29 protein-coding genes are annotated in these 25,815 nt (G+C 46.9%); 24 read left to right on the top strand and 5 right to left on the bottom strand.

The features are described 5' to 3' along the window. Positions 1–17 precede the first annotated feature (17 nt). Together atpD and J9317_RS19070 are read left to right on the top strand one after the other, a co-directional pair. Positions 18–1,439 (top strand): F0F1 ATP synthase subunit beta, encoded by a 1,422-nt coding sequence (atpD, locus tag J9317_RS19075; RefSeq protein WP_211562514.1) that lies wholly within the window; start codon positions 18–20, stop codon positions 1,437–1,439. 24 nt (positions 1,440–1,463) lie between these two features. Beyond that, positions 1,464–1,868 (top strand): F0F1 ATP synthase subunit epsilon, encoded by a 405-nt coding sequence (locus tag J9317_RS19070; protein WP_035408062.1) that lies wholly within the window; start codon positions 1,464–1,466, stop codon positions 1,866–1,868. A 180-nt stretch (positions 1,869–2,048) separates the two neighbouring features. Here J9317_RS19070 and J9317_RS20865 read toward each other — a convergent pair whose 3' ends face one another. Further along, entirely contained in the window at positions 2,049–2,177 is a 129-nt protein-coding gene (locus tag J9317_RS20865; RefSeq protein WP_284143284.1) for a hypothetical protein, read from the bottom strand. 290 nt (positions 2,178–2,467) lie between these two features. On the opposite strand from J9317_RS20865, the gene J9317_RS19065 reads away from it, so the two are divergent. Next, positions 2,468–3,508, top strand: coding sequence for a YdbT family protein (locus J9317_RS19065; protein ID WP_211561565.1), 1,041 nt, complete (start codon positions 2,468–2,470; stop codon positions 3,506–3,508). Positions 3,509–3,542: 34 nt separating this feature from the next. Here the strand turns inward: J9317_RS19065 and J9317_RS19060 are convergent, their stop codons facing one another. Continuing rightward, positions 3,543–4,031 carry a hypothetical protein gene (locus J9317_RS19060; protein WP_211561564.1) on the bottom strand — a complete coding sequence of 163 codons (489 nt, stop codon included), beginning with the start codon at positions 4,029–4,031 and terminating at the stop codon, positions 3,543–3,545. Between the two features lie 154 nt (positions 4,032–4,185). Here J9317_RS19060 and J9317_RS19055 point away from each other — a divergent pair, with 154 nt between their 5' ends. The 15 genes from J9317_RS19055 to murA all read left to right on the top strand — a co-directional run bounded on the left by J9317_RS19055 (position 4,186) and on the right by murA (position 18,275). Further along, on the top strand, positions 4,186–4,536 hold the full coding sequence (locus J9317_RS19055) for a hypothetical protein (RefSeq protein WP_211561562.1): 351 nt from the start codon (positions 4,186–4,188) through the stop codon (positions 4,534–4,536). Between the two features lie 478 nt (positions 4,537–5,014). Continuing rightward, entirely contained in the window at positions 5,015–5,389 is a 375-nt protein-coding gene (locus J9317_RS19050; RefSeq protein ID WP_035408068.1) for an NADH-quinone oxidoreductase subunit A, read from the top strand. Then, positions 5,380–5,892, top strand: a complete 513-nt coding sequence (locus J9317_RS19045; RefSeq protein ID WP_035408069.1) for a NuoB/complex I 20 kDa subunit family protein — start codon at positions 5,380–5,382, stop codon at positions 5,890–5,892. Before J9317_RS19050 ends, J9317_RS19045 begins: the two co-directional genes overlap by 10 nt. Before the next feature lie 3 nt (positions 5,893–5,895). Beyond that, the gene (locus J9317_RS19040; protein ID WP_211561560.1) at positions 5,896–7,347 is read left to right on the top strand and encodes an NADH-quinone oxidoreductase subunit C; all 1,452 of its coding nucleotides are present in this window, start codon (positions 5,896–5,898) and stop codon (positions 7,345–7,347) included. A gap of 3 nt (positions 7,348–7,350) precedes the next feature. After that, complete coding sequence (locus J9317_RS19035; RefSeq protein ID WP_211561558.1) at positions 7,351–8,451, top strand: NADH-quinone oxidoreductase subunit D; 1,101 nt, start codon at positions 7,351–7,353, stop codon at positions 8,449–8,451. Further along, complete coding sequence (nuoH, locus tag J9317_RS19030) at positions 8,451–9,455, top strand: NADH-quinone oxidoreductase subunit NuoH (protein ID WP_211561556.1); 1,005 nt, start codon at positions 8,451–8,453, stop codon at positions 9,453–9,455. The genes J9317_RS19035 and nuoH overlap by 1 nt, the downstream gene beginning before the upstream one ends. A gap of 41 nt (positions 9,456–9,496) precedes the next feature. Then, the gene (gene nuoI, locus J9317_RS19025; RefSeq protein ID WP_211561554.1) at positions 9,497–9,919 is read left to right on the top strand and encodes an NADH-quinone oxidoreductase subunit NuoI; all 423 of its coding nucleotides are present in this window, start codon (positions 9,497–9,499) and stop codon (positions 9,917–9,919) included. Beyond that, entirely contained in the window at positions 9,916–10,431 is a 516-nt protein-coding gene (locus tag J9317_RS19020; RefSeq protein ID WP_211561552.1) for an NADH-quinone oxidoreductase subunit J, read from the top strand. Before nuoI ends, J9317_RS19020 begins: the two co-directional genes overlap by 4 nt. Beyond that, positions 10,428–10,742, top strand: a complete 315-nt coding sequence (gene nuoK, locus J9317_RS19015) for an NADH-quinone oxidoreductase subunit NuoK (RefSeq protein ID WP_211561550.1) — start codon at positions 10,428–10,430, stop codon at positions 10,740–10,742. Before J9317_RS19020 ends, nuoK begins: the two co-directional genes overlap by 4 nt. Before the next feature lie 32 nt (positions 10,743–10,774). Further along, complete coding sequence (gene nuoL, locus J9317_RS19010) at positions 10,775–12,664, top strand: NADH-quinone oxidoreductase subunit L (protein ID WP_211561547.1); 1,890 nt, start codon at positions 10,775–10,777, stop codon at positions 12,662–12,664. Continuing rightward, positions 12,661–14,154, top strand: coding sequence for a complex I subunit 4 family protein (locus tag J9317_RS19005; protein WP_211561539.1), 1,494 nt, complete (start codon positions 12,661–12,663; stop codon positions 14,152–14,154). The genes nuoL and J9317_RS19005 overlap by 4 nt, the downstream gene beginning before the upstream one ends. Before the next feature lie 3 nt (positions 14,155–14,157). Continuing rightward, positions 14,158–15,615 carry an NADH-quinone oxidoreductase subunit NuoN gene (gene nuoN, locus J9317_RS19000; RefSeq protein WP_211561537.1) on the top strand — a complete coding sequence of 486 codons (1,458 nt, stop codon included), beginning with the start codon at positions 14,158–14,160 and terminating at the stop codon, positions 15,613–15,615. 96 nt (positions 15,616–15,711) lie between these two features. After that, positions 15,712–15,942, top strand: coding sequence for a DUF1146 family protein (locus J9317_RS18995; RefSeq protein ID WP_211561535.1), 231 nt, complete (start codon positions 15,712–15,714; stop codon positions 15,940–15,942). A gap of 252 nt (positions 15,943–16,194) precedes the next feature. Further along, the gene (locus J9317_RS18990) at positions 16,195–16,932 is read left to right on the top strand and encodes a YwmB family TATA-box binding protein (protein ID WP_211561533.1); all 738 of its coding nucleotides are present in this window, start codon (positions 16,195–16,197) and stop codon (positions 16,930–16,932) included. Positions 16,933–16,964: 32 nt separating this feature from the next. Then, a complete protein-coding gene (murA, locus tag J9317_RS18985; RefSeq protein ID WP_211561530.1) occupies positions 16,965–18,275 on the top strand; it encodes a UDP-N-acetylglucosamine 1-carboxyvinyltransferase in 1,311 nt (436 codons plus the stop codon). Positions 18,276–18,504: 229 nt separating this feature from the next. Here the strand turns inward: murA and J9317_RS18980 are convergent, their stop codons facing one another. Next, complete coding sequence (locus tag J9317_RS18980; RefSeq protein WP_211561527.1) at positions 18,505–18,744, bottom strand: hypothetical protein; 240 nt, start codon at positions 18,742–18,744, stop codon at positions 18,505–18,507. Between the two features lie 268 nt (positions 18,745–19,012). Between J9317_RS18980 and spoIID the strand changes: the two genes are divergently transcribed. After that, positions 19,013–20,041: a stage II sporulation protein D gene (gene spoIID, locus J9317_RS18975; RefSeq protein WP_211561526.1), complete on the top strand. Its 1,029-nt coding sequence runs from the start codon at positions 19,013–19,015 to the stop codon at positions 20,039–20,041. A gap of 247 nt (positions 20,042–20,288) precedes the next feature. Here the strand turns inward: spoIID and J9317_RS18970 are convergent, their stop codons facing one another. Next, a complete protein-coding gene (locus J9317_RS18970; RefSeq protein ID WP_211562513.1) occupies positions 20,289–20,777 on the bottom strand; it encodes a GNAT family N-acetyltransferase in 489 nt (162 codons plus the stop codon). Between the two features lie 5 nt (positions 20,778–20,782). Then, the gene (locus J9317_RS18965) at positions 20,783–21,211 is read right to left on the bottom strand and encodes a VanZ family protein (RefSeq protein WP_211561525.1); all 429 of its coding nucleotides are present in this window, start codon (positions 21,209–21,211) and stop codon (positions 20,783–20,785) included. A 123-nt stretch (positions 21,212–21,334) separates the two neighbouring features. Here J9317_RS18965 and spoIIQ point away from each other — a divergent pair, with 123 nt between their 5' ends. The 5 genes from spoIIQ to J9317_RS18940 all read left to right on the top strand — a co-directional run bounded on the left by spoIIQ (position 21,335) and on the right by J9317_RS18940 (position 25,756). Next, complete coding sequence (spoIIQ, locus tag J9317_RS18960; RefSeq protein ID WP_035408259.1) at positions 21,335–22,129, top strand: stage II sporulation protein SpoIIQ; 795 nt, start codon at positions 21,335–21,337, stop codon at positions 22,127–22,129. A 107-nt stretch (positions 22,130–22,236) separates the two neighbouring features. Next, positions 22,237–23,229, top strand: coding sequence for a Gfo/Idh/MocA family protein (locus tag J9317_RS18955; RefSeq protein WP_211561523.1), 993 nt, complete (start codon positions 22,237–22,239; stop codon positions 23,227–23,229). 372 nt (positions 23,230–23,601) lie between these two features. After that, positions 23,602–23,877, top strand: a complete 276-nt coding sequence (spoIIID, locus tag J9317_RS18950; protein ID WP_211561522.1) for a sporulation transcriptional regulator SpoIIID — start codon at positions 23,602–23,604, stop codon at positions 23,875–23,877. A 151-nt stretch (positions 23,878–24,028) separates the two neighbouring features. Next, complete coding sequence (gene mreB / locus J9317_RS18945; RefSeq protein ID WP_211561517.1) at positions 24,029–25,030, top strand: rod shape-determining protein; 1,002 nt, start codon at positions 24,029–24,031, stop codon at positions 25,028–25,030. 120 nt (positions 25,031–25,150) lie between these two features. Further along, on the top strand, positions 25,151–25,756 hold the full coding sequence (locus J9317_RS18940; protein ID WP_211561515.1) for a TetR/AcrR family transcriptional regulator: 606 nt from the start codon (positions 25,151–25,153) through the stop codon (positions 25,754–25,756). The last annotated feature ends 59 nt before the right edge of the window (positions 25,757–25,815 follow it).

The following is a 25,815-nucleotide window of genomic DNA, read 5'->3' as shown; positions in this document are numbered from 1 at the left end:
CGATAGGAGGGAAAGCGATCATGAAAGGACGCGTTATACAGGTTATGGGTCCCGTCGTTGACGTAAAGTTCGAAAGCGGACACCTGCCGAAGATTTACAACGCTCTTACAATTAAGCAAGCTGCAAAAAGCGAAGCTGATGCATCCTTCTCACTTACTTTGGAGGTTGCCCTTCATCTTGGTGATGATACCGTACGTACGATTGCAATGGCATCGACTGACGGATTGCAGCGTAACACAGAAGTAACTGATACAGGTTCACCGATTGTTGTTCCTGTTGGAGATATCACGCTTGGCCGTGTATTCAACGTACTTGGGGAAAACATCGATTTGGATTCTCCAATTGCTGCTGAATCCCGCCGTGATCCAATTCACAGACAGGCACCTACTTTTGAACATCTATCCACAGAAGTAGAAATTCTTGAAACAGGAATCAAAGTTGTTGACTTGCTTGCTCCTTACATCAAGGGTGGTAAGATCGGTTTGTTCGGAGGAGCGGGTGTAGGTAAAACCGTTCTGATCCAGGAACTAATCAACAACATCGCACAAGAGCACGGCGGTATCTCCGTATTCGCCGGTGTTGGAGAGCGTACACGTGAAGGTAATGACCTTTACCATGAAATGACGGATTCCGGCGTTATCAAGAAAACAGCCATGGTTTTCGGACAAATGAACGAGCCGCCTGGAGCACGTATGCGTGTTGCCTTGACTGGTTTGACAATGGCTGAATATTTCCGTGATGATCAAGGACAGGACGTTCTTTTCTTCATGGATAACATCTTCCGCTTCACGCAAGCAGGTTCTGAGGTTTCTGCCCTTCTTGGACGTATGCCTTCTGCCGTTGGTTACCAGCCGACACTTGCAACAGAGATGGGTCAGCTTCAAGAGCGTATCACATCTACTAACGTAGGTTCTGTAACATCCATCCAAGCGATCTATGTACCAGCCGATGACTATACGGATCCGGCTCCTGCTACAACGTTCGCTCACTTGGATGCAACAACAAACCTTGAGCGTAAATTGTCTGAGATGGGTATCTACCCTGCGGTAGATCCGCTTGCTTCCACTTCACGCGCCCTTTCTCCTGAGATTGTTGGAGAAGAGCACTACAACGTGGCACGTCAAGTTCAGCAGACACTTCAAAAATATAAAGAGCTGCAGGATATCATCGCGATTCTTGGTATGGATGAGCTTTCTGAAGAAGATAAATTGGTTGTACAGCGTGCGCGCCGTATCCAGTTCTTCCTTTCTCAGAACTTCCACGTAGCTGAACAGTTTACAGGACAAAAAGGTTCTTATGTGCCGGTTAAAGAAACCGTTAAAGGCTTCAAAGAAATCCTTGACGGCAAGTACGACCACCTTCCAGAAGATGCTTTCCGCCTTGTTGGACGCATTGAAGAAGTTGTGGAAAGCGCTAAAGGCATGGGTGTTGAAGTCTAATCTGGTCCTTAGGAGGGTATGAGTATGAAGACAGTACAAGTCAATGTCGTTACTCCTGATGGCCCAGTTTACGATGCGGAAGTGGAAATGGTCAGTGTAAAAGCTCAAAGCGGTGAGCTTGGAATCCTGCCTGGACACGTTCCGATGGTTGCTCCCCTTAAAATAGGAGCGGTTCGCCTGAAAAAAGGAAGCAGCACGGAACTCGTGGCTGTCAGCGGGGGATTCATTGAAGTCCGCCCGGATAACGTAACGATTTTAGCTCAGGCTGCAGAAGCCGCTGAGAATATCGATCTTGATCGTGCTCAAGCATCAAAAGAGCGCGCAGAACGCCGTCTGAATCAGAAGACAGCGGATATGGATTCTCATCGTGCCCAATTAGCACTGAGCCGAGCAATTAACCGAATTGACATAAAAAACAATCGTATATAAAGACAAGCCCCCCGGTTCCAAACCGGGGGGTTTTTGCATAAAAGATTCCCTCCCTAAGGAAGGAATCTTCATCATCTATATGCCATATGTGTTTTTATCTCAGGTGCCCTCGTATTGGGAGCAATCAAATTAGCCTCTCACGATCTTGCCTTTTACTATCAAAAGGAAGCCGGAGTCATTTTAGATGGTAACGGGATCTTCTCCCAGCTCCATTGCCTCGAGGATGTTCTCCTCAGAAAACCCGATAAGCTGGCTTATTTTTGGAATGGTTAGCGGGATCGTTCTTCCGCGTTTTTTTGTTTCATTCACCACTTTTTTTATCTTATAGAGAATAATGGAGTGTCTGTTATTGATTAAAATTAAAATACAATCACTTCTCCTTTTGAGCTCCCTCAGAGAAAAAATTGAAAGACCACATTTAATCCATTCCCTTTTTGGGAGGTTATAAAACATTTATTTATTTTAACCTGGAACAATTCCTCTTTTTATGCCGGCAGGGGATTCCTTCTTTCAAAATATAGACAAAAATTTCTGCTTTGAAGATAAACTGGAAGATTTATACTATATAAAAAGGATAGGAGAAAAGGAGGAGTATGGACTTGAATGCACTGAATAAACCGCGCTGGGGATGGATGATCTTTCTGTCTGCCATCATTCTTGGAAGCAATGCCCTTATTTACAGAATCCCTGATTTTGTGGAGATGACACCGGAAGCTGCAATTGGATCCTTGTTTGATTGTATTCTTATTCTTCCGCTCGCTGCCTATTTGCTCATCATTCGTAAGCGGTATTCACTGCGCTGGATCGTTCCGGTTATCATAGCTGGACTTGCTGCTTCCTGGCTGATTATCCCCATGGAATATATGAATCAATTTACATATCTGAAGTATTCGGTAACAGGCGGCATGGCCGTTTTAATCGGCGCTGAGGTTTTTATCCTTATCAAGCTCGTTTTAAAGGCAGCTGCCATTCTAAAGGATTTCAAATCACAGAATAGCACCTCATTTTTTGACAGGTTTGAACAGGCTGTTTCAAGGCAGATCAAGACTTCACGCCTGCTGGCCATCCTAACGAGTGAAGCGGCGCTGATTTATTATAGTTTTTTTTCTTGGAAAAAGAAGCCTGAGCAAGCTCCAAATATTTTCACTTTCCATAAAAATACAAGTGTGATTGCCTTCAATATTATGCTAATTCATGCACTGCTCATTGAATCAATAGGCTTTCATGTTTTGCTGCATTCATGGAACCCGGTTCTATCCTGGATTCTTCTCATTCTCAATATCTATACGATTTTACTGTTTATAGCGGAGATACAAGCCTTCCGCCTGAGTCCATTTGTAATGACAGATCAGGAGCTGCATTTACAGGTAGGAGTTATGAAGCGGCTTACAGTTAAGCTGAAGGATATTCAAGCCGTTTCTTATTACCAGAAGCCAGAGGCTGCGGAGGATTCTCAGGTTTTCAATGGAATGCCTAAAGAATTCGCTGAAGAGGATCCGGCTATAGTGATAGAGTTTACTCATCCGGTGGAAGCAAAGCTCCTCTATGGTTTTACCAAAAAAGTAACAAAAGCGCATGTGCGTCCTGATGAACCGCAGCTATTATATGAAGCGCTGACTCGTAAGCTGGAATCTAATTAAAAGGAGCAGGCACCCCTGCTCCTTTTTCAGCACTTTACCGCTTCATCCTCTTCTCAATTCTCTTAAATCGTCCCAAAAGATAGTGCTCGTCTTCACTTTTCACAGATAAATAGTGGTCTTCAAAGTAGTTGGTGAAGAAATCTGTATGTTTTCCGCGATTTAAGCCCAGCACATATTTAGATTCATTAAAGGGATATGGCTGGACTGCCCAATCGGTACCTGGAATATTTCTCGTTACCACTTCTCCGAAATAAATGGACATCATCGTTTCAAATTCGTGAATAGTGAGCTGAAGATCCTTCCATCCGTTTGTACGGAAGCACATAAAATACAATTTCTCCAAGTCAATCAAACTCTCAGGAGAATAATCCAATTCGCGCAATCTCATATATTCAGCTGCTTCGTTTAAAATAGAAAGCTTTTCAATCCGGAAGTCAAAGTAGAAGGCGATGGCTTCGAATTCACTCTCGAATTCAGGGAGATTCCGGCCATATTCCTCTTCTATATGAAATGATTCATGCATTCGATCATCTCCTTTTCAATAGGGACAGTATATCACGAAATTTGTAAAAAAATAGGTAATAGAAACCATTACCTAATAAAAGAAAAATATAGTAAATGAGGTCTTTTTTAGGTAGAATGAAAGAAACATATTCGATTTGCAAGGAGAGAACGGGATGGCGTTTTGGATCATACCCCTAATAGCGGGATTGTTAATACTGCGGATTGTTGTTCGCTTTTTCTGGTCCAGAACCATTACATTCCATGTGAACCATATAAAAGATCATCCCCATGAGGAACAGGCAGCCGTATTTTTAAGAGCTTTGAAAAGGGTCTGGGCAATACCGAACCAGCAGAATCTATGGATTGAACTGAAGGAAGCTTATTTTATGATTTTAAACAGTGAACAGATTGAGTTTGAAACGAAGCTTGCCATCTATCAGCTGTTAACCAAAAAAAGAGTTTACGGTTTGAGAAAACCATATAAAAGGCTGCATTCCAAAGCCATAACTGAGCCGTCTGCGTAGCAGGCGGTTTTTTGTGCTGTTTTCAGCACTGTGAGCATATTTATATATCAAATCGGTTTGTCCAGCTGGATTTTCTGCAGGGGGGGATGTTTGTTCGAGGGCTCGAAACCGGGAATTAGCAGTGATATGGGGCAGCTTAATAGATATCGGCCCGGATATCGACCGAAATTCAGATATATCGACCGAAATTAAAATATATCGGCTATTAGTTGAATTTATCGACCGAAATGGGTGGGGTATCGACTTTTCGACATTATTCATCAAAGTGGCACACCCCTCCATCTTATGCATTCGACGAAAATTCATATATATCGTCGAAAATCCAAATAAATCAACGAAAACCCAAAAATCCGCCTTGTTCAAGGGATCTCGGCCCCTAGCTCTCTAGTTAATATCGACACTTCCAGGATATGTTTGCTATAATGATAGCGATTACAAAAATAGAATATTTAGAAAGTTTCAACATTGGAGGGGGATCATGGAATCACTTTATCCATATTGGAATAATTATTTAATTGTCGTTGTTTTTCTTTTACTCGGTTTGCTTCTTCCTGCCATTGCCCTGACAATCGGACGGGTTCTTCGTCCTCACGCTCCCACACAAGCTAAGATGACCACCTATGAAAGCGGGATTGAACCCTTTCATGACTCCAGAATTCAATTTAATGTCCGCTATTACATATTTGCCCTGCTGTTCGTTATTTTTGATGTTGAGACCGTCTTTATGTATCCATGGGCTGTAGCCTATGAAAAACTGGGGATTTTTGCGCTGATTGAAATGCTGATCTTTGTCGTGATGCTGTTGATCGGCTTGCTTTATGCATGGAAAAAGGGGGTGCTCAAATGGACTTAAAGCTCGAAAATCTTCCGCCCGGAGAGCTGGAGCAAATCAGACAAAGTGTCTTCTTAAGCACCTTGGAAGAGCTCAAGGCCTGGGCCCGGAGCAACTCGCTATGGCCGCTCACATTCGGTCTGGCCTGCTGTGCCATTGAAATGATGGGGGTCGGCGCTTCCCATTATGATTTAGATCGATTCGGTTCCTTCTTCCGCACCTCGCCAAGGCAGTCAGATGTCATGATTGTCTCGGGAACGGTCACGAAGAAAATGGCCCCGATCCTTAAACGGCTTTACGATCAGATGCCGGAACCAAAATGGGTCATCGCCATGGGTTCCTGCGCGACAGCTGGCGGACCTTACATCAAATCCTATGCCGTCGTTAAAGGCGTCGATCAAATTGTACCAGTGGACGTTTACATCCCAGGCTGTCCGCCAAACCCTGCAGCCCTTATCTATGGCATCAACAAGCTGAAAGAAAAAATCCGCTACGAGGCGAAAACCGGAAAGCGGGTGCTCTAATACATGACAGATCGGAAAGACTTGGAACGCTTAAAAAAAGAAGCAGCCGAAAAAGCAAAGCTCGCTGCCAAGAAAAAAATGGAGGAACGGAAGCTTAAAGAAGAAGCGGCCGTTTCCATCGAGAAGGACAAGACCGAAACGGAAGAAGATGCCCTCGCTTTAGCGAAAAAGAAAGCCGCAGCGGCAGCAAAAGCGAAAGCGGCTGCACTCGCTAAACAGCAAAGAATGGATAACAGCGAGGATACACCGGAAGAAGACGCCCTTGCCCTGGCCAAGAAAAAAGCGGCAGCCGCAGCGAAAGCAAAGGCCGCCGCACTCGCAAAACAGCAGCGGGTAAATGGAAAGGAAACATCGGAAGGAGATGCTTTGGCTCTGGCCAAGAAAAAAGCCGCAGCCGCAGCAAAGGCCGCCGCACTCGCAAAACAGCAGCGGGTAAATGGAAAGGAAACATCGGAAGGAGATGCTTTGGCTCTGGCCAAGAAAAAAGCCGCAGCCGCAGCAAAGGCCGCCGCACTCGCAAAACAGCAGCGGGTAAATGGAAAGGAAACATCGGAAGAAGATGCTTTGGCTCTGGCCAAGAAAAAAGCCGCAGCCGCAGCAAAGGCCGCAGCGCTCGCAAAACAGCAGCGGGTAAATGGAGAGGAAACATCGGAAGAAGATGCTTTGGCTCTGGCCAAGAAAAAAGCGGCAGCCGCAGCAAAGGCCGCCGCACTTGCGAAACAGCAGCGGGTAAATAAGGGTGAAACTCCGGAAGAGGACGCCCTTTCCCTTGCCCTGGCCAAGAAAAAAGCGGCAGCAGCAGCAAAAGCAAAAGCTGCCGCAGCAGCCAAGACTTCGAGAACTGACCCGCTTACAGATGAGGAGGCGGCCAAGGAGAAGGAAAAGGCGGTTGCTGCTGCGAAAGCAAAGGCGGCTGCGGCTGCCAAGGCGAAGCTTGCGGTGAAGGATATCCAGGAGGTAAAGGAAGAACCGCCTTCCATTCATCAGCCTCGGCTTGATCGCACAGCGGCTCTTTTAGCCGAGGCGTTTGGAGCGGATTGTCTGGAGGACGCATTTATTAACCGCCTTTCTAAAGAGGTGCCGACGATTGTCGTGAAACGAGAGCGCTATTTAGAGGCGGCAACTCTGCTGAGGCACCATGAAGATATGTCGTTTGATTTTCTTTCTGAGATGCACGGAACGGATTTTCAGACGCATATGGAAATTTTCCTGTACTTGTTTTCGTATACCCATCATCATGCCCTCGTTTTGAAAACGAAAATCGACCGGGATCAGCCGGTGGTGGAATCGGTCGCCAATTTATGGCGGGGGGCAGATTGGCCGGAGCGGGAGACGTTTGATCTCCTGGGAATCCAATTTACGAATCACCCGAATTTAAAGAGGATCATGCTGCCGGACGAATGGGTGGGCCATCCATTGAGGAAAGATTATGAACCGTATGATGTGGAGGTGTAGCCGATGATCCGCACGGAAGAAATGCTATTAAATGTCGGTCCTCAGCATCCGAGTACCCACGGTGTTTTCCGGCTCGTCATTAAAATTGACGGCGAAATCATAAAAGAAGCCACCCCTGTCATCGGCTACCTGCACAGGGGGACGGAAAAGCTTGCTGAGAATCTGCAGTACACCCAGATTATTCCTTACACGGACCGGATGGATTACTTGTCAGCGATGACGAACAATTATGTGATCTGCCACGCCGTGGAGACGATGGCTGGCATTACACCGCCGGACCGGGCTGAATATTTGCGGATCCTTGCAATGGAGCTTGGCCGTGTTGCAAGCCACCTCGTCTGGTGGGGAACTTATCTCCTTGATATCGGGGCCGTCAGTCCGTTTCTTTATGCCTTCCGTGAGCGTGAAATGATTATTAATCTATTAACCGAGCTTTCCGGCGCCCGGCTGACCTTTAACTATATGAGGGTTGGAGGGGTGAAGTGGGATGCACCGGATGGATGGCTCGAGAAGGTAGAAGAATTCGTTCCATACATGAGGGAGCAGCTGAAGGGCTACCACGATCTCGTGACGGGCAGCGAAATTTTTCTCAACCGGGTAAAAGATGTTGGGATTTATACAAAAGAAGAAGCGATTGAGTACTCCCTGAGCGGGGCAAACCTGCGCTGTACGGGAGTGGAATGGGACTTGCGAAAACATGAGCCGTATTCGATTTACGATCGATTTGATTTTGACATTCCTGTCCGGACGAAGGGGGATGCGTTTTCCCGGTACGAGTGCCGGATGGCCGAAATCGAAGAATCCTTGAAAATCATCGAACAGGCCGTCGCGCAGTTTCCGGCGGAAGGTCCGATTATGGCGAAGGTGCCGAAGATCATTAAGCCCCCTAAAGGTGAAACGTACGTCAGGATTGAATCGCCGAGAGGAGAAATCGGCTGCTATATCGCCTCTGAAGGAAAAAAAGAACCGTACCGCTTAAAATTCAGAAGGCCTTCATTTTACAATCTGCAAATCCTTCCAAAGCTTCTGGAAGGCGAAAACATGGCAAACCTCATAACCATACTAGGTGCGATTGACATTGTTCTCGGGGAGGTAGATGGCTGATGATGCAGGATCTAATTTCCGCCCAGCCGAGCTGGCTGAATTTCCTGGCCTTTTTTTCACTCGCCACGCTGTTTCTATTTGTCGTACTTGGATTCGTTACGTACGGCATTCTTGCTGAACGGAAGGTAATGGGATTCATGCAGGGACGGATCGGCCCGAATCAGGTCGGCGGGAAATGGGGGCTGCTTCAAACGGTTTCTGATGTGCTGAAGCTGCTGCTGAAGGAGGACACCATTCCGAAGCTTGCGGACCGGCCGCTCTTCATCCTCGCTCCTGTGATTGCCTTTACACCTGCTTTTCTTGTTCTGGCCGTCATTCCGTTCACGGATGCTTTTCAATTTGCGGACATCGGAGTCGGCCTGCTTTATTACATTGCCATTTCGGGTTTAACGACAGTCGGCGTCGTTGCCGGAGGCTGGGCATCAAACAATAAATATTCGCTTCTAGGCGGGATGAGGGCAGCCGCCCAGATGATTTCGTATGAAATTCCGCTCGTCATGAGTGTGATCGGCGTCGTTCTTTTATCCGGCAGCCTCAATTTGAATGAAATCGTTGCTGCCCAGGAAAATGTCTGGTTTATTTTTGTCCAGCCGATTGGATTCCTTGTCTTCCTGATTGCTTCGGTAGCGGAGCTGAACCGGACACCATTTGATCTGCCTGAAGCTGAATCGGAGCTGGTTGCCGGGTACCATGTTGAATACTCAGGCTTTAGATGGGCATTTTTCATGCTCTCTGAATATGTTTATTTCTTTGCAATGGCATCCCTCACAACCGTCCTGTTTTTAGGCGGCTGGCATGAGGTGCCGTTCCTCGTCTTCATCCCGGGTGCTGTCTGGTTTGCGCTAAAGTTCAGCCTCATCGTCTTCATCCTGATCTGGTTCCGAGTCACATTTCCGAGGCTTCGTGCCGATCAGCTGATGGAATTTGGATGGAAGGTGCTGCTGCCGGTAGCACTGGCCAATATATTTATCACGGCGCTCGTAAAGGAATTATTTTTCCGATAAAAGCCCGTTAATACGGGATAAATCAGAAGGGGAGTGACAACATGCGGGGCTTAGGAAAAGGGCTTTCCTATACGCTGAAAAATCTTACAAAGAAAAAAGTAACGTATGATTATCCGAACGAAGCGCTGATGCTGCCGGACCGGTTCCGGGGCATTCAGAAATTTTATCCGGAAAAATGCATTGTCTGCAATCAGTGTGTGAATATTTGTCCGACCGACTGCATCTCGCTAACCGGCAAGAAGCATCCTGACCCAACGAAAAAAGGAAAAGTCATAGAGACGTATGACATCAATTTTGAGATTTGCATTCTATGTGATTTGTGTACAGAGGTGTGCCCGACAGAGGCCATTGTGATGACGAATCACTTTGAGCTCGCAGAGTACAGCCGCGACAATCTTTTTAAAGACATGGAGTGGCTGGATGAAAACGACACCCATGTCCGAAAGGAGAATAAGGTCGAATGATCTCAGGCGAGTTTGCCGCATTTGCCATCCTTTCACTGACGGCCATTTCAGGCGGAATTCTCATGCTGAATGTAACGAAGGTCGTTCATATGCTGATTTCCCTCGTGCTCACCTTTGTGAGCATCGCGGGACTCTACATTCTGCTCACAGCAGAATTCATTGCCGTTGTGCAAATCCTCATCTATTCCGGGGCGATCACGATCATCATGCTGTTTGGGATTATGCTGACCCGTAAAACGGATGAAGAAGAACCATCCGCCGGCCGCTTGAAAAAAGGGCTTGTGTTCGCTTCGACTGCCGTTTTCGCTGTGGTCATGTACATCGGTATTTACCGTCTGGATTTGAACGGTGATCCCGCTGCTCTTCATGAAGACAATACCGAGCAGATTGGGATTGCGTTATTTTCCAAGCACATTATCCCGTTTGAATTAACGTCCGTGCTTCTTCTCGCGGCACTGATTGGGGCCATTATTTTAGCGAAAAAGGATGAGGAAAAGGAGGAGCAGTCATGAGTTCGATCCCGCTATCCGGATACCTTGTTCTTGCGCTGATCCTTTTTTGCATCGGACTGTACGGCGCCCTGACGAAACGAAATACCGTGATCGTGCTGATCTGCATGGAGCTGATGCTGAATGCAGTAAACCTGAATCTAGTCGCCTTCAGCAAGCTTGGAGCGGCTCCTTCCATAACCGGCCAGGTCTTTGCACTATTTTCCATTACGATTGCGGCGGCAGAAGCTGCGGTTGGACTGGCCATCCTGTTCGCCCTTTACCGGAACCGGAAGTCCATCGCGGTGGATGATTATGATTCTATGAAGCATTAGAAAAACAGAACCTCAAAAAGGGGATAGGGAATATGATGCAATTCGCCTGGCTGATACCGCTTTTTCCGCTGATTTCCTTCCTGATCCTGCTCGCTGCCGGCAAGCGTCTGAAGGCTAATAGTGCCTGGCTTGGAACAGGATTCATGCTCGTTTCATTTCTATTCTCCATTTTTGTCCTTGCAGACCGGCTGCAGCATGGAACATTTAAGGCTGAAGGCACATGGCTGAACATCGGCGGTCTGCCCATTACGGCCGGCTTTGAAGTGACCCAGCTCAATGCGCTTATGCTAATCACGGTTACGCTTGTCAGTCTGCTTGTACATATATATTCCAAGGTTTACATGGCAGATGATGAGAGGCTGCACGTATTTTTCGCTTATCTTGGCTTGTTTACCTTCGCGATGCTTGGCCTCGTTATGACGACCAATCTTCTGCAGCTCTATGTGTTCTGGGAGCTTGTCGGACTGGGCTCCTTCCTGCTGATTGGCTTTTATTTTTCAAAGGAATCAGCAAAAAAAGCTGCAAAAAAAGCGTTCATTATGACGAGAATCGGGGACGTCGGACTGCTGGTCGGTATGCTTCTCCTTTTCTCGCAGACAGGAAGCTTCGAGTATGATGTTATTTTTCAATTCGCTGGAGCAGGTTCCATTCCGGACGATATGCTCACATTGATTGCCATCTTGATTTTCATTGGAGCAATGGGGAAATCCGGACAATTTCCGCTGCATACATGGCTTCCGGATGCAATGGAGGGCCCGACACCGGTTTCCGCACTCATCCATGCAGCCACAATGGTTGCAGCCGGTGTCTATCTCACGGCTCTTATGTTCCCACTTTTTGAAGCGAGCGCAGCTGCCTTAACAGTTGTCGCTGTAATCGGCGGCTTTACTGCCATTTTTGCGGCAAGCATCGGGCTTGTTCAGAACGATATAAAAAGGGGGCTTGCCTATTCGACCGTGAGCCAGCTTGGCTACATGATGCTCGCCCTCGGCTCTGCAGGCTACACGGCCGGCATCTTTCACCTATTCACACACGCCTTCTTCAAAGCCCTTCTATTCCTGGCAGCGGGAAGCGTCATTCATGCTGTTCATACTCAGGATATCCGGAAAATGGGCGGACTATGGAAAAAGCTTCCCTGGACCGGGCCGCTGTTTTTAATAGGCGCATTATCCATAAGCGGATTTCCTTTCTTCTCAGGATTTTTCAGTAAAGATGAAATTCTTGCCTCAGTTTGGCTTCACGGCAATCCTCTGCTGTTTTGGCTCGCTGTGATCGCCGCATTTTTCACGGCTTTCTATATGTTCCGCCTGTTCTTCCTCATTTTTGGCAAAGGAGCGGAAGAGACGGCAGCAGCAATTACGCCTGATACGCAAAGCGAAGCTATGATCAAAAACAGTGCTGAATCCGGTCCGCTGATGATCATCCCTATGGCCGTACTGGGAGTTCTCGCCGTGACAGCTGGCTATCTCAACACTCCGTGGTTTCCGTTACTAGGGGAATGGCTGCAGCCAGGCGAAGCGCATGAGGCGGCTCCTTTGTGGATCATGGTGATTGCGGTCACTGTTTCGCTTGCCGGTATTTTTCTTGCCTACGCCATTTATGAAAAAGGGTGGATTAAACGAAGTGCCATTGCAGGAAAAATGCCAATGATCCATCAAGTGCTTTTGAAAAAATATTTCATTGACGAGCTGTATCAGATTACCGTTCTTGCAGCCGTTCGCGCTGTTTCCGGCCTATGCCAGCTGGTTGAGCGATTCGTCGTCGAAACACTTGTGAAAGGGACCGCGTCCTTTGTGCAGGGTCTTGGAACGGCAGGATCCAGGCTGCAGAACGGGCAGACACAAAGCTATGCGGCGGCTGCCTTTTTAGGGCTCGCAATGCTCGCTGCCGTATTTTTGCTGACAGGGGGAATGCAAAAATGAACAGCCTCATCCTGACACTGCTCGTGTTTTCCCCGCTGGCTGGCGCTGCGCTCCTTTTGTTTATTCCGAAAGAGAAGGAACGGGCAATAAAAGCAGCAGGGCTAGCTGCAACCATGCCGGCACTCATTCTTTCAGGTATCATTCTAATCCAAAACGCTATGGGCGCAGGCATTGAAAGGTTCAGCGTTTCTGTGCCGTGGTTCAAAATGGGAAATGTAAGTCTCGGCGGGGAGTATTTTTTCACCGTTAACTACGAGCTTGGAATTGACGGGTTCTCTCTCATTATGATGACGCTCGCTGCCGTTCTTGCCACTCTTTCTGCTTCAGCTTCCTCGTTTATTCGATCTGGATGGAAGGGCTACTTCTCTCTCCTGCTCATCCTTGAAACCGGGATGCTTGGCGTGTTTGCGGCAGAAAATTTGATTCTCTTTTTCATTTTCCTTGAGCTGACGCTTGTTCCGATGTTTTTCCTCATTGGAAAGTGGGGCTTCGCAGGAAGGGAAAAAGCGGCCTGGTATTATCTGCTTTATAACGGGATTGGCTCAGCCATCCTTTTAATCGTCATCGTTTACCTGTTCGGAATGACAGGAACCGTAAATATCGGAAAACTAATGGATCTTGCAGGTGATTTTCCGGCAGGTGTCCAGCTTGGCCTGCTCCTTGCATTACTGGTTTCCTTTGGTGTGAAGCTGCCGATTGTGCCCCTGCATACGTGGATGCTGCACGTTCACGTTCAGGCGCCGCCGCCGGTTGTTATGCTTCACTCCGGTGTTTTATTGAAAATTGGTGCGTACGGTTTAATCCGGATCGGTATCGGAATGTTTCCGGAAGCCTTTCAAACACTTGGAACAGCAATCATGATTTTAGGAACAGTCAATCTGCTGTACGGAGCTTTTCTTGCTCTCATTCAAACAGACTTTAAACGGATTCTCGCTTATTCGAGCGTCTCGCATATGGGAATTGTGCTGATCGGGCTTGGTGCCATGAACGAAGCGGGGATCCAGGGAGCGATTTTTCAAACCGTTTCCCATGGATTCATCTCGGCGCTGCTGTTCCTGCTCGTCGGACTCATGGCCGTCCGGTTTCAGACGACCGACATCCGCGAGCTTGGCGGGCTCGCCAGGAAGCTTCCGAAGCTATCGGGTGTCCTCCTTGCGGCAGGAATGGCATCACTCGGCCTTCCCGGCATGTCCGGATTTATCAGCGAGTTTATGGCCTTTATGGGCATCTTCCTCGTTCAGCCTGAGCTCGGTGCGGTTGCTGCCATCGGGCTGATCCTAACGGCAGCCTATGTACTAAGAGCGGTCCTGTCCATTACGTTCGGCAAGGAAAAAGGGGCGGAAGGGAGCCTGCCGGATTTGAATTGGCACGAAGCGGCTCCCGCCTGGATTCTTCTTTTCCTGATTATATCAGTCGGTGTCTTTCCTAACGGTCTCGCCGTTCCGCTGCAGCCGGCGATTGAAACCATTATGAAAGGGATAGGAGGGTAAACCATGGATGCCAAAACGTTAATGTCCTATAACTGGATGCTGATGCTGCCTGAATTGATTGTGCTTGGCGGGGCGATCCTCATCTCTGTCCTCGATCTGATTCTGCCGAAGAAAACGGGCAGGGAATGGCTTGGGTGGCTCGGATTTGCAGCCATCGCCGGAGCTGGAACGGTGCTTCTTTTACTGACCCCATCCGAAACAGAGGGGATTCTTGGAGACAGCTTCGTTCTCGATGGGTTTGCCAAACTGTTCAAAATCCTTCTTCTCGCCGGCGCGGCACTCATCTATTTACTGACATTCCAGGAGAAAAAGTCAGAAGTGACAGAGCGCAGTGAATTTTTTACGCTATGGCTCACCGGGCTTCTCGGCGCGATGTTTATGAGCTCAAGCCGGGATTTGATGACCCTGTTTGTCGGGCTTGAACTGCTGTCGATCTCTTCCTATATCATGGCCGGTTTAAAGAAAAAGGATCAGAAATCAAATGAGGCGGCAATGAAATACGTCATCAATGGCGGAGTCGCAACCGCCATTACACTTTTTGGGATGAGCTATCTGTACGGAATTACGGGAACGGTTTCCCTGACTGACATGATTGGACAGCTGCAAAGTCTGGAAAACACAGATCATTTATTCGTTCTCGGCCTGTCCTTTCTAATAATCTTCACCGGCTTGTCCTTTAAAATCGCCGCCGCTCCTTACCATATGTGGGTACCAGACGTGTATGAAGGAGCACCTACATCTGTGACGGCCTTTTTAAGCGTCGTTTCAAAGACTGCAGGCTTTATACTCATTATCCGTCTATTCTATACGGTTTTCCTGAATACATCGATTTTACAGGGCGAGTCATTGCTGATGAATATGCAGCCGTACATTGCCGTACTCGCGGCCTTAACCATGATCATCGGAAATGTGACGGCGCTGAAGCAGCGAAACGTAAAGCGGATGCTCGCCTATTCCTCCATCGGCCATGCAGGGTACATGCTCGTTGCCTTCGCATCCCCGCAGTCCCCGCTCATGTTCGATGCCATCTGGTTTTACCTGCTCGCCTATCTGTTCATGAACGCAGGAGCCTTCGCGATTTTGCTGGTGATTGAACAGCAGACAGGATCCGCACATCTGAATTCTTTTTCGGGGCTGTATAAACGTTCACCAATCGTTGCCGTATTGATGGGAATCCTTCTTCTTTCATTAGCGGGAATACCGGGTACAGCCGGTTTTATGGCAAAGCTCACCATTTTGCTAAGCGCCTTTACGAATCAGGTGCCGATGCTGATCCTGGCCTCGATCATGCTGGCAGCGACCGTCATATCGTACGTCTATTACTTCAATGTCTTTGCCCATATGTTTTTCAAGCAGGGCGAAGCGGAAACAAAACTCCGCTTCCACCCGGCAGCCGCCGCAGCCCTTCTCATCTGTACAGCGGGTACGATTCTGTTTGGACTTTTCCCGCACATTCTTTAAATATCTAACATTTTCTCATGGCAGGGCGATATAATAGGAGAGGTGAAAACCTCTCCTTTTTTGCGGAGAAAATCAATACATATTTGGAGGAATAAGATGATTGAATTTTCGCAGCAGGCTTTAACCGGTTTAGTGTCCCATTTATTTTTCATCGCCGTTACCTGGTGGGCGCTTCAGTCGCTGAATTTCGACAAATTCATCAGAAGCGGACGCGTGGTCCAGGCCCGGGTCCTTCTTATATTGCTGACGATCGCCATTGCTTATCTGGTCAGCAGCTTTTTCCTTGATTATTTATTCTGGTCTAAGGAACTTCCTTCGATATTTTAAGTTTACGCCTGTATTTCACTGGGAATATAGGTGGAGAAGGGGTTGCGGAGGAGTAATCCCAGCGGCATTAACTAATCTGACCAGCATGGGTCTGGCCGTGGAATCGGGAAAAACCGATTCTGTAATACCCCATGCATTACAGGACCATTGACCTTGCAAAAATGCTTGATTCTGTAGAACAATGACGACTTTTTCCACGTATGTCCAGCCCTTCTCCGGCAACACTGTTAATAAGGAGAGGACGTGGACGGAATGGATAAAATAAAACAGATGATGTTGATCGCACTCGTTTTTATTGTCGTCACCGCTGTATGCGGAAAAATAGTGGAGGCAGCCATTAAAAAGCCGGAAATTGAGGAATTGGCCGCCGCGTTTCATAACCAGGGAATTGAAGTAAAAGAATGGACGATTTACTCCAAGAAAAAAATTTCGATGCCGAGTGAAAATTTTTCGGAAAATGTGAAACGTTTTACACAGCAGCATCGTCTTTTTAAGTGGTCGATCGAGCGGACCAGCAATGGCTGGAAGGCAGCGGGCACAAAAGTGAACAAAAACCTGGGTGCCACGGAAACGCTGCAAATCATATCAACCGACACAAACAGACAATCGAACTCGTATATCCTGTATCAGGTCCAAGGCCATGGAAATTCCCGGAATTGGGCGAACATCAATAAACATTTTAAAAAGCAATCATTCGACATTTTTCATGAATATCCCACAATTTTCTCTTGTATTGAAGGCAGTGTAGATGATAAGATGGTAGGTGTTTTGCATCTAACTGATGCTTTGCTCAACGAATTTAACGCGGTACCGCTGGAACAGCTTAAAGAAAAAGAATTCGCATCGGTATCAGCATATACAGCTCGCTGGGAGCAAAAAATCCCGGCTGAACAAGGCAGCATGAACATGCAAGTGGCCGTTAGACACGGCGGATTGGGCGAAAATACTACAGTAGTCGCAGGAACACCAATCATCACGACTGAATATTAATATAGAGAATTTGGGACGCGGAGGGGAATACCTTGGAAAAAATCATCGTCCGCGGCGGTCAGAAGTTGAACGGCACAGTTAAGGTAGAAGGTGCCAAAAATGCCGTTTTACCGGTTATCGCTGCATCCTTATTAGCAAGTGAAGATAAGAGCATTATTTGTGATGTACCTACGCTCTCCGATGTATATACGATTAATGAAGTTCTGCGCCACCTAGGTGCAGATGTCCATTTCGAAAACAATCAGGTAATTGTAGATGCATCCAAAGAGCTTAGCACCGAAGCACCATTTGAATATGTGCGTAAAATGCGGGCATCCGTTCTTGTAATGGGACCGCTTTTGGCAAGACTTGGCCGCGCGCGTGTTGCACTGCCGGGCGGATGTGCAATCGGTTCACGTCCAATTGATCAGCACCTTAAAGGCTTTGAAGCCATGGGCGCAATCATCAAAGTTGGAAATGGCTTTATTGACGCCGAAGTAAAGGGCAGACTGCGCGGAGCTAAAATTTATTTGGACTTCCCAAGTGTAGGCGCCACTGAAAATATCATTATGGCCGCTGCACTTGCAGAGGGAACAACAACCCTCGAAAACTGTGCAAAAGAGCCAGAGATCGTTGACCTGGCTAACTACATCAATGCAATGGGCGGAAAAATTCGCGGAGCTGGAACAGGTACCATCCGTATTGAGGGTGTATCTGAACTAAAAGGCGCTCAGCACAACATCATTCCTGACCGTATTGAGGCAGGAACCTTCATGGTGGCTGCAGCGATTACAGGCGGAAACGTCCTTGTAAAAGGCGCTGTACCTGAACACATCGCTTCATTAGTAGCGAAAATGGAAGAAATGGGCGTAGAAATCATCGAAGAAGAAGATGGTTTGCGTGTCATTGGACCAGAAGAATTAAAAGCGGTAGACATTAAAACCATGCCTCACCCAGGATTCCCGACAGACATGCAATCTCAAATGATGGCATTGCTTCTTCAGGCAAAGGGAACAAGCATGATTACAGAAACCGTATTTGAAAACCGCTTCATGCACGTGGAAGAATTCCGCCGCATGAACGGAGAAATCAAAATCGAAGGCCGTTCCGTCATTATCAACGGACCTGGCGAGCTTCAAGGAGCAGAAGTAGCAGCAACAGACCTGCGCGCAGGTGCCGCTCTTGTCCTGGCTGGCCTCGTATCCGAAGGCTATACTCGCGTAACGGAACTGAAGCACATCGACCGCGGCTACGTAAACTTCCACGGCAAACTTGCCGGAATCGGAGCCGACATCGAACGCATCACAACTGAGGACCAATCCATCACAGCAGAACAGCAAGCTGTCTCGGACTTAAATGCATAATTTTATACTCTCAAACGGGACTCGCCATCTGGGCGGGTTCTTTTTTATGCAGTTTAGTGGGGGCGCGCGGACCGGGAATTCAGCATAAATTACGGAAATTCATCATAAATGTTGAAAATTCATCATAAGTGCAAAAAAATTCATCATAAATCTCAAAAATTCATCATAAAGACGGGAATTTCATCATAAATTGTTTGTGGTGTGATTTTTGGAAATTTTCGGTTTGCAGTCAATGCTCAATTAGTTGACAGTCAGCAATTATTGGTAAAAAGTCAGCAATTATACCGTCAATGTCAGCAATTAACGGAAGAAAGTCAGCAATAATCCCGAAAGCAATTCTTCCAGATTGGTCCGGATCGAGCCCCGGGAGAACCTCTGAAAACCGCCAAACCTTCATTGGAACCGCTAAACCCTCAATCAAATCCACTAAATCCTCAATCAAAGCCACTAAACCCTCAATCAAAATCACAAAAACCCTCAATCAAACCCACCAAAACCCTAAATCCAAACCCCCAACCAACACCCGCCAAACCCTCTCCAACAGGTATCACTTCCAGTATACCTTCATTTAAGGGAATTCATTCCTGTTCCTTGTGAAACATTTTTCGCCATATTTCGATGAACTTATCCATCCTGGAAAACATTCTATTAACCCTTTCATATCTAATGCAGTCATAAAAGGTTGTCCAAGCCCATAGGATGGAGTATACGCATAACTCAATCAGGAGGCTCAGTGGATGAAATCTATGAAACCGCTATTGGTCGTACTAGCCGGACTTTTTATTTTAGTTCTCATGATCCCGGCGCTGCTTGTTTCCCCCTTCGTCAGCCAGTCAAACGGCAGGCTGGGAGAAGAACTGAAGCAGAAGGAGCAGCAGGAGAAGCCGCAGGTACCAAAATCAAGTGTGACCGTATCGGTTTACCGGACCGCTGCCAAAAAGGTAGAGAACGTGGCACTCGAGGATTATATATTTGGAGTCGTCGCCTCAGAAATGCCGGCTGACTTTGAAGAAGAAGCCCTGAAGGCCCAAGCACTTGCGGCAAGAACGGTGATTGTCAAATCGCTTACAACAGGAAAAGGCATCTCGACCCCGACCGGCCAGAAAGCGAATGTCACAGACACAGTAATCCATCAGGTATACCAGAACAAAGAGGAATTGAAGAAATTATGGGGAAACGACTACAGCTGGCGATCCGAGAAAGTGCTGGCTGCCGTATCATCAACTGCAGGACAAATCCTTACCTATGAGAACAAGCCGATAACCGCATCCTTTTTCTCAACAAGCAATGGCTATACGGAAAACTCGGAAGACTATTGGCCAAACGCCATACCATACTTAAGAAGTGTCAAAAGCACGTGGGATGAAGCATCCCCTCAATACTACAATCAGAAAATCTTTTCTATCGCCGAATTCCAGAAAAAACTCGGTGTGTCGCTCACAAGCGCAAACTCTGTCGGAAAAGTAATCGAGCGCACCTCAAGCAACCGTGTCGCAAAGGTGGAAATCGGCGGCAAAACCTTAACCGGCCGTGATGTCCGTGATAAACTTCGACTGAAATCCACCGACTTCACCTGGACACTGAAAGGCGGGAACGTCGTCATCCAAACGAAGGGATACGGCCACGGAGTCGGAATGAGCCAATACGGAGCGAACTTCATGGCCCAGGACGGAAAATCGTATAAAGACATCGTCGGGTACTACTATAATGGAACGACACTCGCTGCTGCGGACACGTTTTTGACGAAGTTGACGGCACAGCAATAGGGCACAGCCTCATTTGGGGGCTGTGTTTTTTGTTTCAAAATGATAAAAGAACCGGCCACACCATAAACCAGTAGGAGGATAGCAAGCCTCAACCTGGTTCTCACAGCGATCTCCCAAACCATCTTCAAACTTTGCAGCCTCCGTTGGTCTATCTCTTCACTTTTTCCTAAAAGGTGTCATTAAAAATGAATCAAGCCACTCGCGGTAACAAAAAGACGGCCGGTACTCGATACCGGCCGTCTCTGATTTATCCCACTCGTTTCCCCAAAATCACTAAATCCCGCTCCACACCCTCAAGGTTTGCCACCTTCGGAAGAGTGCCCCAGCGTTCAAATCCGAACCGTTCAAACAAACGGATGCTTGGTTCGTTGTGTCCAAAAACAAATCCGAGCAGGGTTTGGATATTCAATTCCTTGCACTGATCGATTGCAGCCTGGAGCAGTTTTTTCCCAAGACCTCCTCCGCGGAAGGCAGGGTCAATGTAAATACTGACCTCGGCAGTGTGCTTATAGGCTTCTCTGCCGTAGAACGGCTGGAGACTGATCCAGCTTGTAATGGCGCCTGATTCATCCTCAGCGACCCACAGCGGGTATTGTTCATTATGATCATCAAACCACTTTTCGCGGCTCTCATATGTAACCGGCGCAAGGTCCGCCGTCACCATCCTTGATTCAATCGTCGTATTATAAATATCCACGATTCGTTCTAAATCTTCCCGTTTGGCTAATCTCAGCATCAATGTCAGTTCCTCCGATCAAGCGATTCAAGCTTTTGAAAAAAGCGGTACATACGCGATTCTCTTGATTTAAAATAGGTGTATCTCATAATGATATAGGAAACGGTGATTCCCACTGCATCCTTAAACAGGTCAAACCAGGTTGACGTCCGGAACGGCGTGAACATCTGGTGGATCTCATCAATCGCCCCATATGAAAGGCAAACGATGACGATCGCAAGGCTTGTCCCTGCTGTCCATTTTCCGTGAACGGCGAGGGCAAATGCAAACAGCCAATACAGGATTCCAAACTCTATTAAATGGAGCGAGTCTTTAAATACGGCCTCAAACGTAAAGGGTGCATTCGGGTCTCCCGGGATGCTCGAAAGCTCCCAAATCAGCCACATATAAGCGATCGGGGCAATCGTCAGCACCCAGTATAATAGTTTCTTCATCGTCCTCATCCTTTTTTGCATAATGGCAAATTCACTGGAGCATACTAAGCGTTTTTTAAATTTTTTTTGGCAAATGTATATATTTTCAGAATTGTGTTCAGAATGGTTGCTGAGGTGATGAAGATGAGAGAGGAAGAAAAAAATCGTACTTCTCAACAATCAAAGGTTCAGCAATTTTTTAGAAAACGCTGGGTATTTCCGGCAATCTACTTAGTTAGTGCAGCTTTGATTTTAACAAGTGTGTTATGGTATCAGGCAACACGCGATATGAACCCGGTAGGCGAACAGCCAGGCAAGCCCCAAACTGAAAAGGGACAGGATGCTGCTGAAGTAGCCAAGCCAGTGGAAAATATCACAACGCCGGCTCTTGACAAAGAAGAGATTCAAGTCGTGAAAAAGTTCTATGATTCCAAGTCTTCTAAAGAAGAGCAAGAAGCGGCACTCGTATCCTATAATAACACGTACAGTCCGAACCAAGGAATCGACCTTGCGAAGAAGGACGGTAAGGAATTCGATGTGACAGCTTCTCTAAGCGGAACCGTTCTAAGAGCAGAAAAAGATCCGATCCTAGGATACGTTGTTGAAATTCAGCACGAGGATAGCGTAACAACTGTCTATCAATCTCTAGCATCTGTTGCAGTAGAAGAAGGCGACACAGTCGCACAGCATGCAGTAATCGGTAAGGCCGGGAAAAATCTATTAAACGAAAAGAACGGCGTACACGTACACTTTGAAATCCGTAAAGACGGAAAAGCATTGAATCCTGCTAACCTTCTTGACAAGCCTGCAACCGCCATCTCTGATGAAGCAGCAGCTGCAAGCAAAGAAACAGAAGCAAAGCAGCAGGAAGAAAAGAAAAATGAGAAGCAAGAAGACGCTAAAGAATCTGAAGCTTCCGTTCCTTCTAAAAACGCATAATCATGCCTTACATTTTGAACCCGTACGGTGCTCCTGCATCATGCGGGTTTTTCTTTTGAGTATGGTAAAATAAATGCGGAACTACCATCGTCAAAGGAGAGATATACATGATACGTTTTGGAGTGATCGGAACAAACTGGATTACCGAAAAATTTCTCGATGCCGCAGCTCAAACAGGTGAACTGGAGCTAACTGCCGTTTACTCCCGGACAGAGGACCGCGCATCCCAGTTTGCAGAAAAGCACGGCGCCCGCCATACATATACAAACCTTGAAAAATTTGCAGCCAGTAAAGAATTCGATGCAGTGTACATCGCAAGCCCGAATTCCCTGCATGCGGAACAGGCTATTCTTTGCATTAACCACGGCAAGCATGTCCTATGTGAAAAGCCCATTGCCTCAAACGCTGCTGAAATGAAAAAAATGATCGAAGCGGCACGAGCAAACGAAGTGTTATTGATGGAAGCGATGAAAACGACCCTGCTTCCTAACTTCACAAGCATCAAAAAAAACCTGGACAAAATCGGAAAAATCCGCCGCTACGTAGCAAGCTACTGCCAATATTCGTCCCGATACGATGCCTATAAAGAAGGGAAAATTCTAAACGCCTTCAAACCCGAGTTCTCAAACGGCTCGATGATGGATATCGGCATCTACTGCATCGCACCAATGGTTGCCCTATTCGGCAAGCCGAACTCCATCCAGGCAACCGCCCACCTTCTTGAATCCGGTGTGGACGGCGAAGGCAGCATCCTATTCCAATACGAAGAACACGACGCCATCGTCATGTTCTCCAAAATTACCGACTCCTACATCCCGTCCGAAATCCAAGGGGAAGCAGGCAGCATCGTCATCGAGAAATTCAGCACGATGGAAAATGTCCGCATTCAATTCCGTACCGGGGAATCAGAAGACATCAGCGTCGAGCAAAATGAAAACTCCATGTACGGCGAAGCGAAGGAATTCTCGGCCCTGATCCGCGAGGGAAAACTGGAATCAAGCATCAATACATTCGAAAACTCCTTAACCGTTCTCGAAATCATGGATGAAGCGCGCCGCCAGATCGGACTCGTTTATCCGGCAGATGAAAAAGGCTTGTAAGTAATAGTTCCAAAATCGTCATCTCCAAAAGGAGCAGCTATAAAAAGCTGCTCCTTTTTTCTGTCCGAAAAATAAATTAAGATTCTAAATTCCCATAAGTTTCACATATTCTTTAGCATATGCCCTGTATTTTAACAGGAAAGTTTACGCAATCCCTTGTCCCTGTTGACTTTTTAGCATATTACTGCAACCAAGCTAATAGAATGTTACAAACCTAACAAAGAGAGTGTTTGAGGTGAGGATCGTGGCTGTTTATTGTGAATCCACCAGCGGAAGCATCTTTAGAGTACATTCCATCCCAGCAGCTGATGTCTCTTAATATGCGGGTCTCATTTCACACTTCTCACATCCATTTTAGGGAGGTCGAGTGGTGTGCACGATTACATCAAAGAGCGTACTATCAAGATTGGAAAGTATATCGTGGAGACTAAAAAAACAGTTCGCGTGATTGCGAAAGAGTTTGGGGTTTCCAAAAGTACTGTCCATAAAGATTTGACAGAGCGATTGCCTGAAATTAACCCGGAGCTTGCAGCAGAAGTAAAGGAAATTCTGGATTATCATAAATCCATTCGCCATCTAAGAGGCGGAGAAGCAACCAAATTAAAGTACCGCAAGGAAGACATTCTTCATGAGGAAACAGTGAAATAACCTTGTCTTTTTGTAAATCCAATCCCTGCTAAAAATGTGTAGATTCTTTACCAAAAAACGCCTATTATTTGTATTATGTGATACAATATGTAATTAGGTGCAATTATGGATATACACGGGAATCGTGATTTGCAAGGAGGAAAACGGAACAATGTTTGCAAGGGACATAGGAATCGACCTCGGTACAGCCAACGTACTGATACATGTTAAAGGGAAAGGGATCGTGCTGAACGAACCTTCCGTTGTCGCGATGGACCGGAACACAGGAAAAGTGCTGGCAGTCGGCGAAGAAGCAAGAAGAATGGTAGGACGTACGCCTGGGAACATTGTTGCCATCCGTCCGTTAAAAGATGGAGTCATTGCAGATTTTGAAGTGACCGAAGCAATGCTGAAGCACTTCATCAACAAACTCAATCTAAAAGGTGTTTTTTCGAAACCGCGCATGCTGATCTGCTGCCCAACGAACATCACATCTGTTGAACAGAAAGCGATTAGGGAAGCAGCTGAAAAAAGCGGCGGCAAAAACGTTTTCCTGGAAGAAGAGCCTAAGGTTGCCGCAATCGGCGCCGGAATGGATATCTTTCAGCCAAGCGGAAATATGGTTGTGGATATAGGCGGTGGAACAACGGATATCGCTGTGCTTTCCATGGGCGATATTGTCACCGCCTCTTCCATTAAGATGGCAGGGGACAAGTTCGATACAGAAATCCTCAATCATATTAAACGAGAGTACAAGCTTCTGATTGGAGAACGTACTGCCGAAAACATTAAAATCAAGGTAGCAACAGTATTCCCAGGCGCACGTCAGGAAGAAATTGCAATCCGCGGCCGTGATATGGTAAGCGGTTTGCCAAGAACAATCACTGTCACATCCAAAGAAATTGAACAAGCCCTAAAAGAATCTGTAGCCGTGATCGTCCAGGCAGCAAAAGGCGTGCTCGAGCGCACACCGCCAGAGCTGTCCGCCGACATCATCGACCGCGGAATCATCCTGACAGGCGGCGGAGCCCTTCTAAACGGAATCGACCAGCTCATGGCTGAAGAACTGAAGGTACCGGTGCTTGTAGCAGAAAACCCGATGGATTGCGTAGCCATTGGGACAGGGATCATGCTCGAAAACGTCGACCGTCTTGCAAAAAGAAAAATCATGTAAAACGCTATGGCCTGATTCTGAACGGAATCAGGCCAATTTTTTTAGAGTTCAGTTGACAGCATACAAAATAAAAGCTTACAATCTTATCATATGATAAGGAACAGAAGGGAAGGCAAATGAATGGCACCCAAACAAAATACCGCGGCCGAAATGGGAGATACACGAAGAAACATTATTAAGGCAGCGGAAGGTTTATTCATGGAATACGGGTACCGCGCCATCTCAACCCGCAAAATTGCAGACACCTGCGGCCTCACTCAGCCAGCCCTTTATCACCATTTTCCCAACAAAAAAAGCCTCTACGTTGAAGTCGTAAGAAATTACTTATTCGAAATGCAAACAGGTCTGGAGCGAATCATCAAACGGCATCCAGAGCTTGAAGACTCTTTATACCGCGTTACCCGCTACATTATTTTGCATCAGCCGAAAAAGCTAAGCCAAATGTTTCACGATATAGAGTATGAAATGACCCCCGAAGACCAGATGATGATTCATCAGAGCTGGAGAGAAGCCTATCAAATACCGATTTCATCTATTTTTGAACGAGCAGCAGCAGAAGGAACCATTAAAGATCCAGAATCCTTGGCAGCCACAACATCCATTTATTCGCAAATCTTCATGAGCATGCTAAGCCACCCGCTGCAAGGCGACAGCAAAACACTCGATCAGCGGGCAAGACTATATACAGAAGTCATCCTGCGCGGACTCTCATTGGAAAAGATGTAAGTCCAGCAGCATGCACCTTACTTATCAATCGATAAGGAGAAATAAAAAGTAGACGCTAA

The organism is Metabacillus flavus, assembly GCF_018283675.1.
GTDB classification, from domain to species: Bacteria; Bacillota; Bacilli; order Bacillales; family Bacillaceae; genus Metabacillus_B; species Metabacillus_B flavus.
The sequence above is the reverse complement of the archived record's forward strand: the minus strand, read 5'-3'. Positions and strand labels throughout refer to the sequence as shown.

Coding starts and splice junctions, on each gene's coding strand:
- J9317_RS18990 (WP_211561533.1), top strand. CDS start 16,195: ATGGATAAAATAAAACAGATGATGTTGATCGCACTCGTTTTTATTGTC.
- J9317_RS18995 (WP_211561535.1), top strand. CDS start 15,712: ATGATTGAATTTTCGCAGCAGGCTTTAACCGGTTTAGTGTCCCATTTA.
- mreB (WP_211561517.1), top strand. CDS start 24,029: ATGTTTGCAAGGGACATAGGAATCGACCTCGGTACAGCCAACGTACTG.
- nuoL (WP_211561547.1), top strand. CDS start 10,775: ATGATGCAATTCGCCTGGCTGATACCGCTTTTTCCGCTGATTTCCTTC.
- J9317_RS18965 (WP_211561525.1), bottom strand. CDS start 21,211: ATGAAGAAACTATTATACTGGGTGCTGACGATTGCCCCGATCGCTTAT.
- spoIIQ (WP_035408259.1), top strand. CDS start 21,335: ATGAGAGAGGAAGAAAAAAATCGTACTTCTCAACAATCAAAGGTTCAG.
- nuoI (WP_211561554.1), top strand. CDS start 9,497: ATGCGGGGCTTAGGAAAAGGGCTTTCCTATACGCTGAAAAATCTTACA.
- nuoN (WP_211561537.1), top strand. CDS start 14,158: ATGGATGCCAAAACGTTAATGTCCTATAACTGGATGCTGATGCTGCCT.
- J9317_RS19035 (WP_211561558.1), top strand. CDS start 7,351: ATGATCCGCACGGAAGAAATGCTATTAAATGTCGGTCCTCAGCATCCG.
- J9317_RS18940 (WP_211561515.1), top strand. CDS start 25,151: ATGGCACCCAAACAAAATACCGCGGCCGAAATGGGAGATACACGAAGA.
- spoIID (WP_211561526.1), top strand. CDS start 19,013: ATGAAATCTATGAAACCGCTATTGGTCGTACTAGCCGGACTTTTTATT.
- J9317_RS19040 (WP_211561560.1), top strand. CDS start 5,896: ATGACAGATCGGAAAGACTTGGAACGCTTAAAAAAAGAAGCAGCCGAA.
- nuoK (WP_211561550.1), top strand. CDS start 10,428: ATGAGTTCGATCCCGCTATCCGGATACCTTGTTCTTGCGCTGATCCTT.
- J9317_RS19050 (WP_035408068.1), top strand. CDS start 5,015: ATGGAATCACTTTATCCATATTGGAATAATTATTTAATTGTCGTTGTT.
- J9317_RS19045 (WP_035408069.1), top strand. CDS start 5,380: ATGGACTTAAAGCTCGAAAATCTTCCGCCCGGAGAGCTGGAGCAAATC.
- J9317_RS18955 (WP_211561523.1), top strand. CDS start 22,237: ATGATACGTTTTGGAGTGATCGGAACAAACTGGATTACCGAAAAATTT.
- J9317_RS19020 (WP_211561552.1), top strand. CDS start 9,916: ATGATCTCAGGCGAGTTTGCCGCATTTGCCATCCTTTCACTGACGGCC.
- nuoH (WP_211561556.1), top strand. CDS start 8,451: ATGATGCAGGATCTAATTTCCGCCCAGCCGAGCTGGCTGAATTTCCTG.
- J9317_RS18970 (WP_211562513.1), bottom strand. CDS start 20,777: ATGCTGAGATTAGCCAAACGGGAAGATTTAGAACGAATCGTGGATATT.
- J9317_RS19070 (WP_035408062.1), top strand. CDS start 1,464: ATGAAGACAGTACAAGTCAATGTCGTTACTCCTGATGGCCCAGTTTAC.
- J9317_RS19055 (WP_211561562.1), top strand. CDS start 4,186: ATGGCGTTTTGGATCATACCCCTAATAGCGGGATTGTTAATACTGCGG.
- J9317_RS19060 (WP_211561564.1), bottom strand. CDS start 4,031: ATGCATGAATCATTTCATATAGAAGAGGAATATGGCCGGAATCTCCCT.
- J9317_RS19005 (WP_211561539.1), top strand. CDS start 12,661: ATGAACAGCCTCATCCTGACACTGCTCGTGTTTTCCCCGCTGGCTGGC.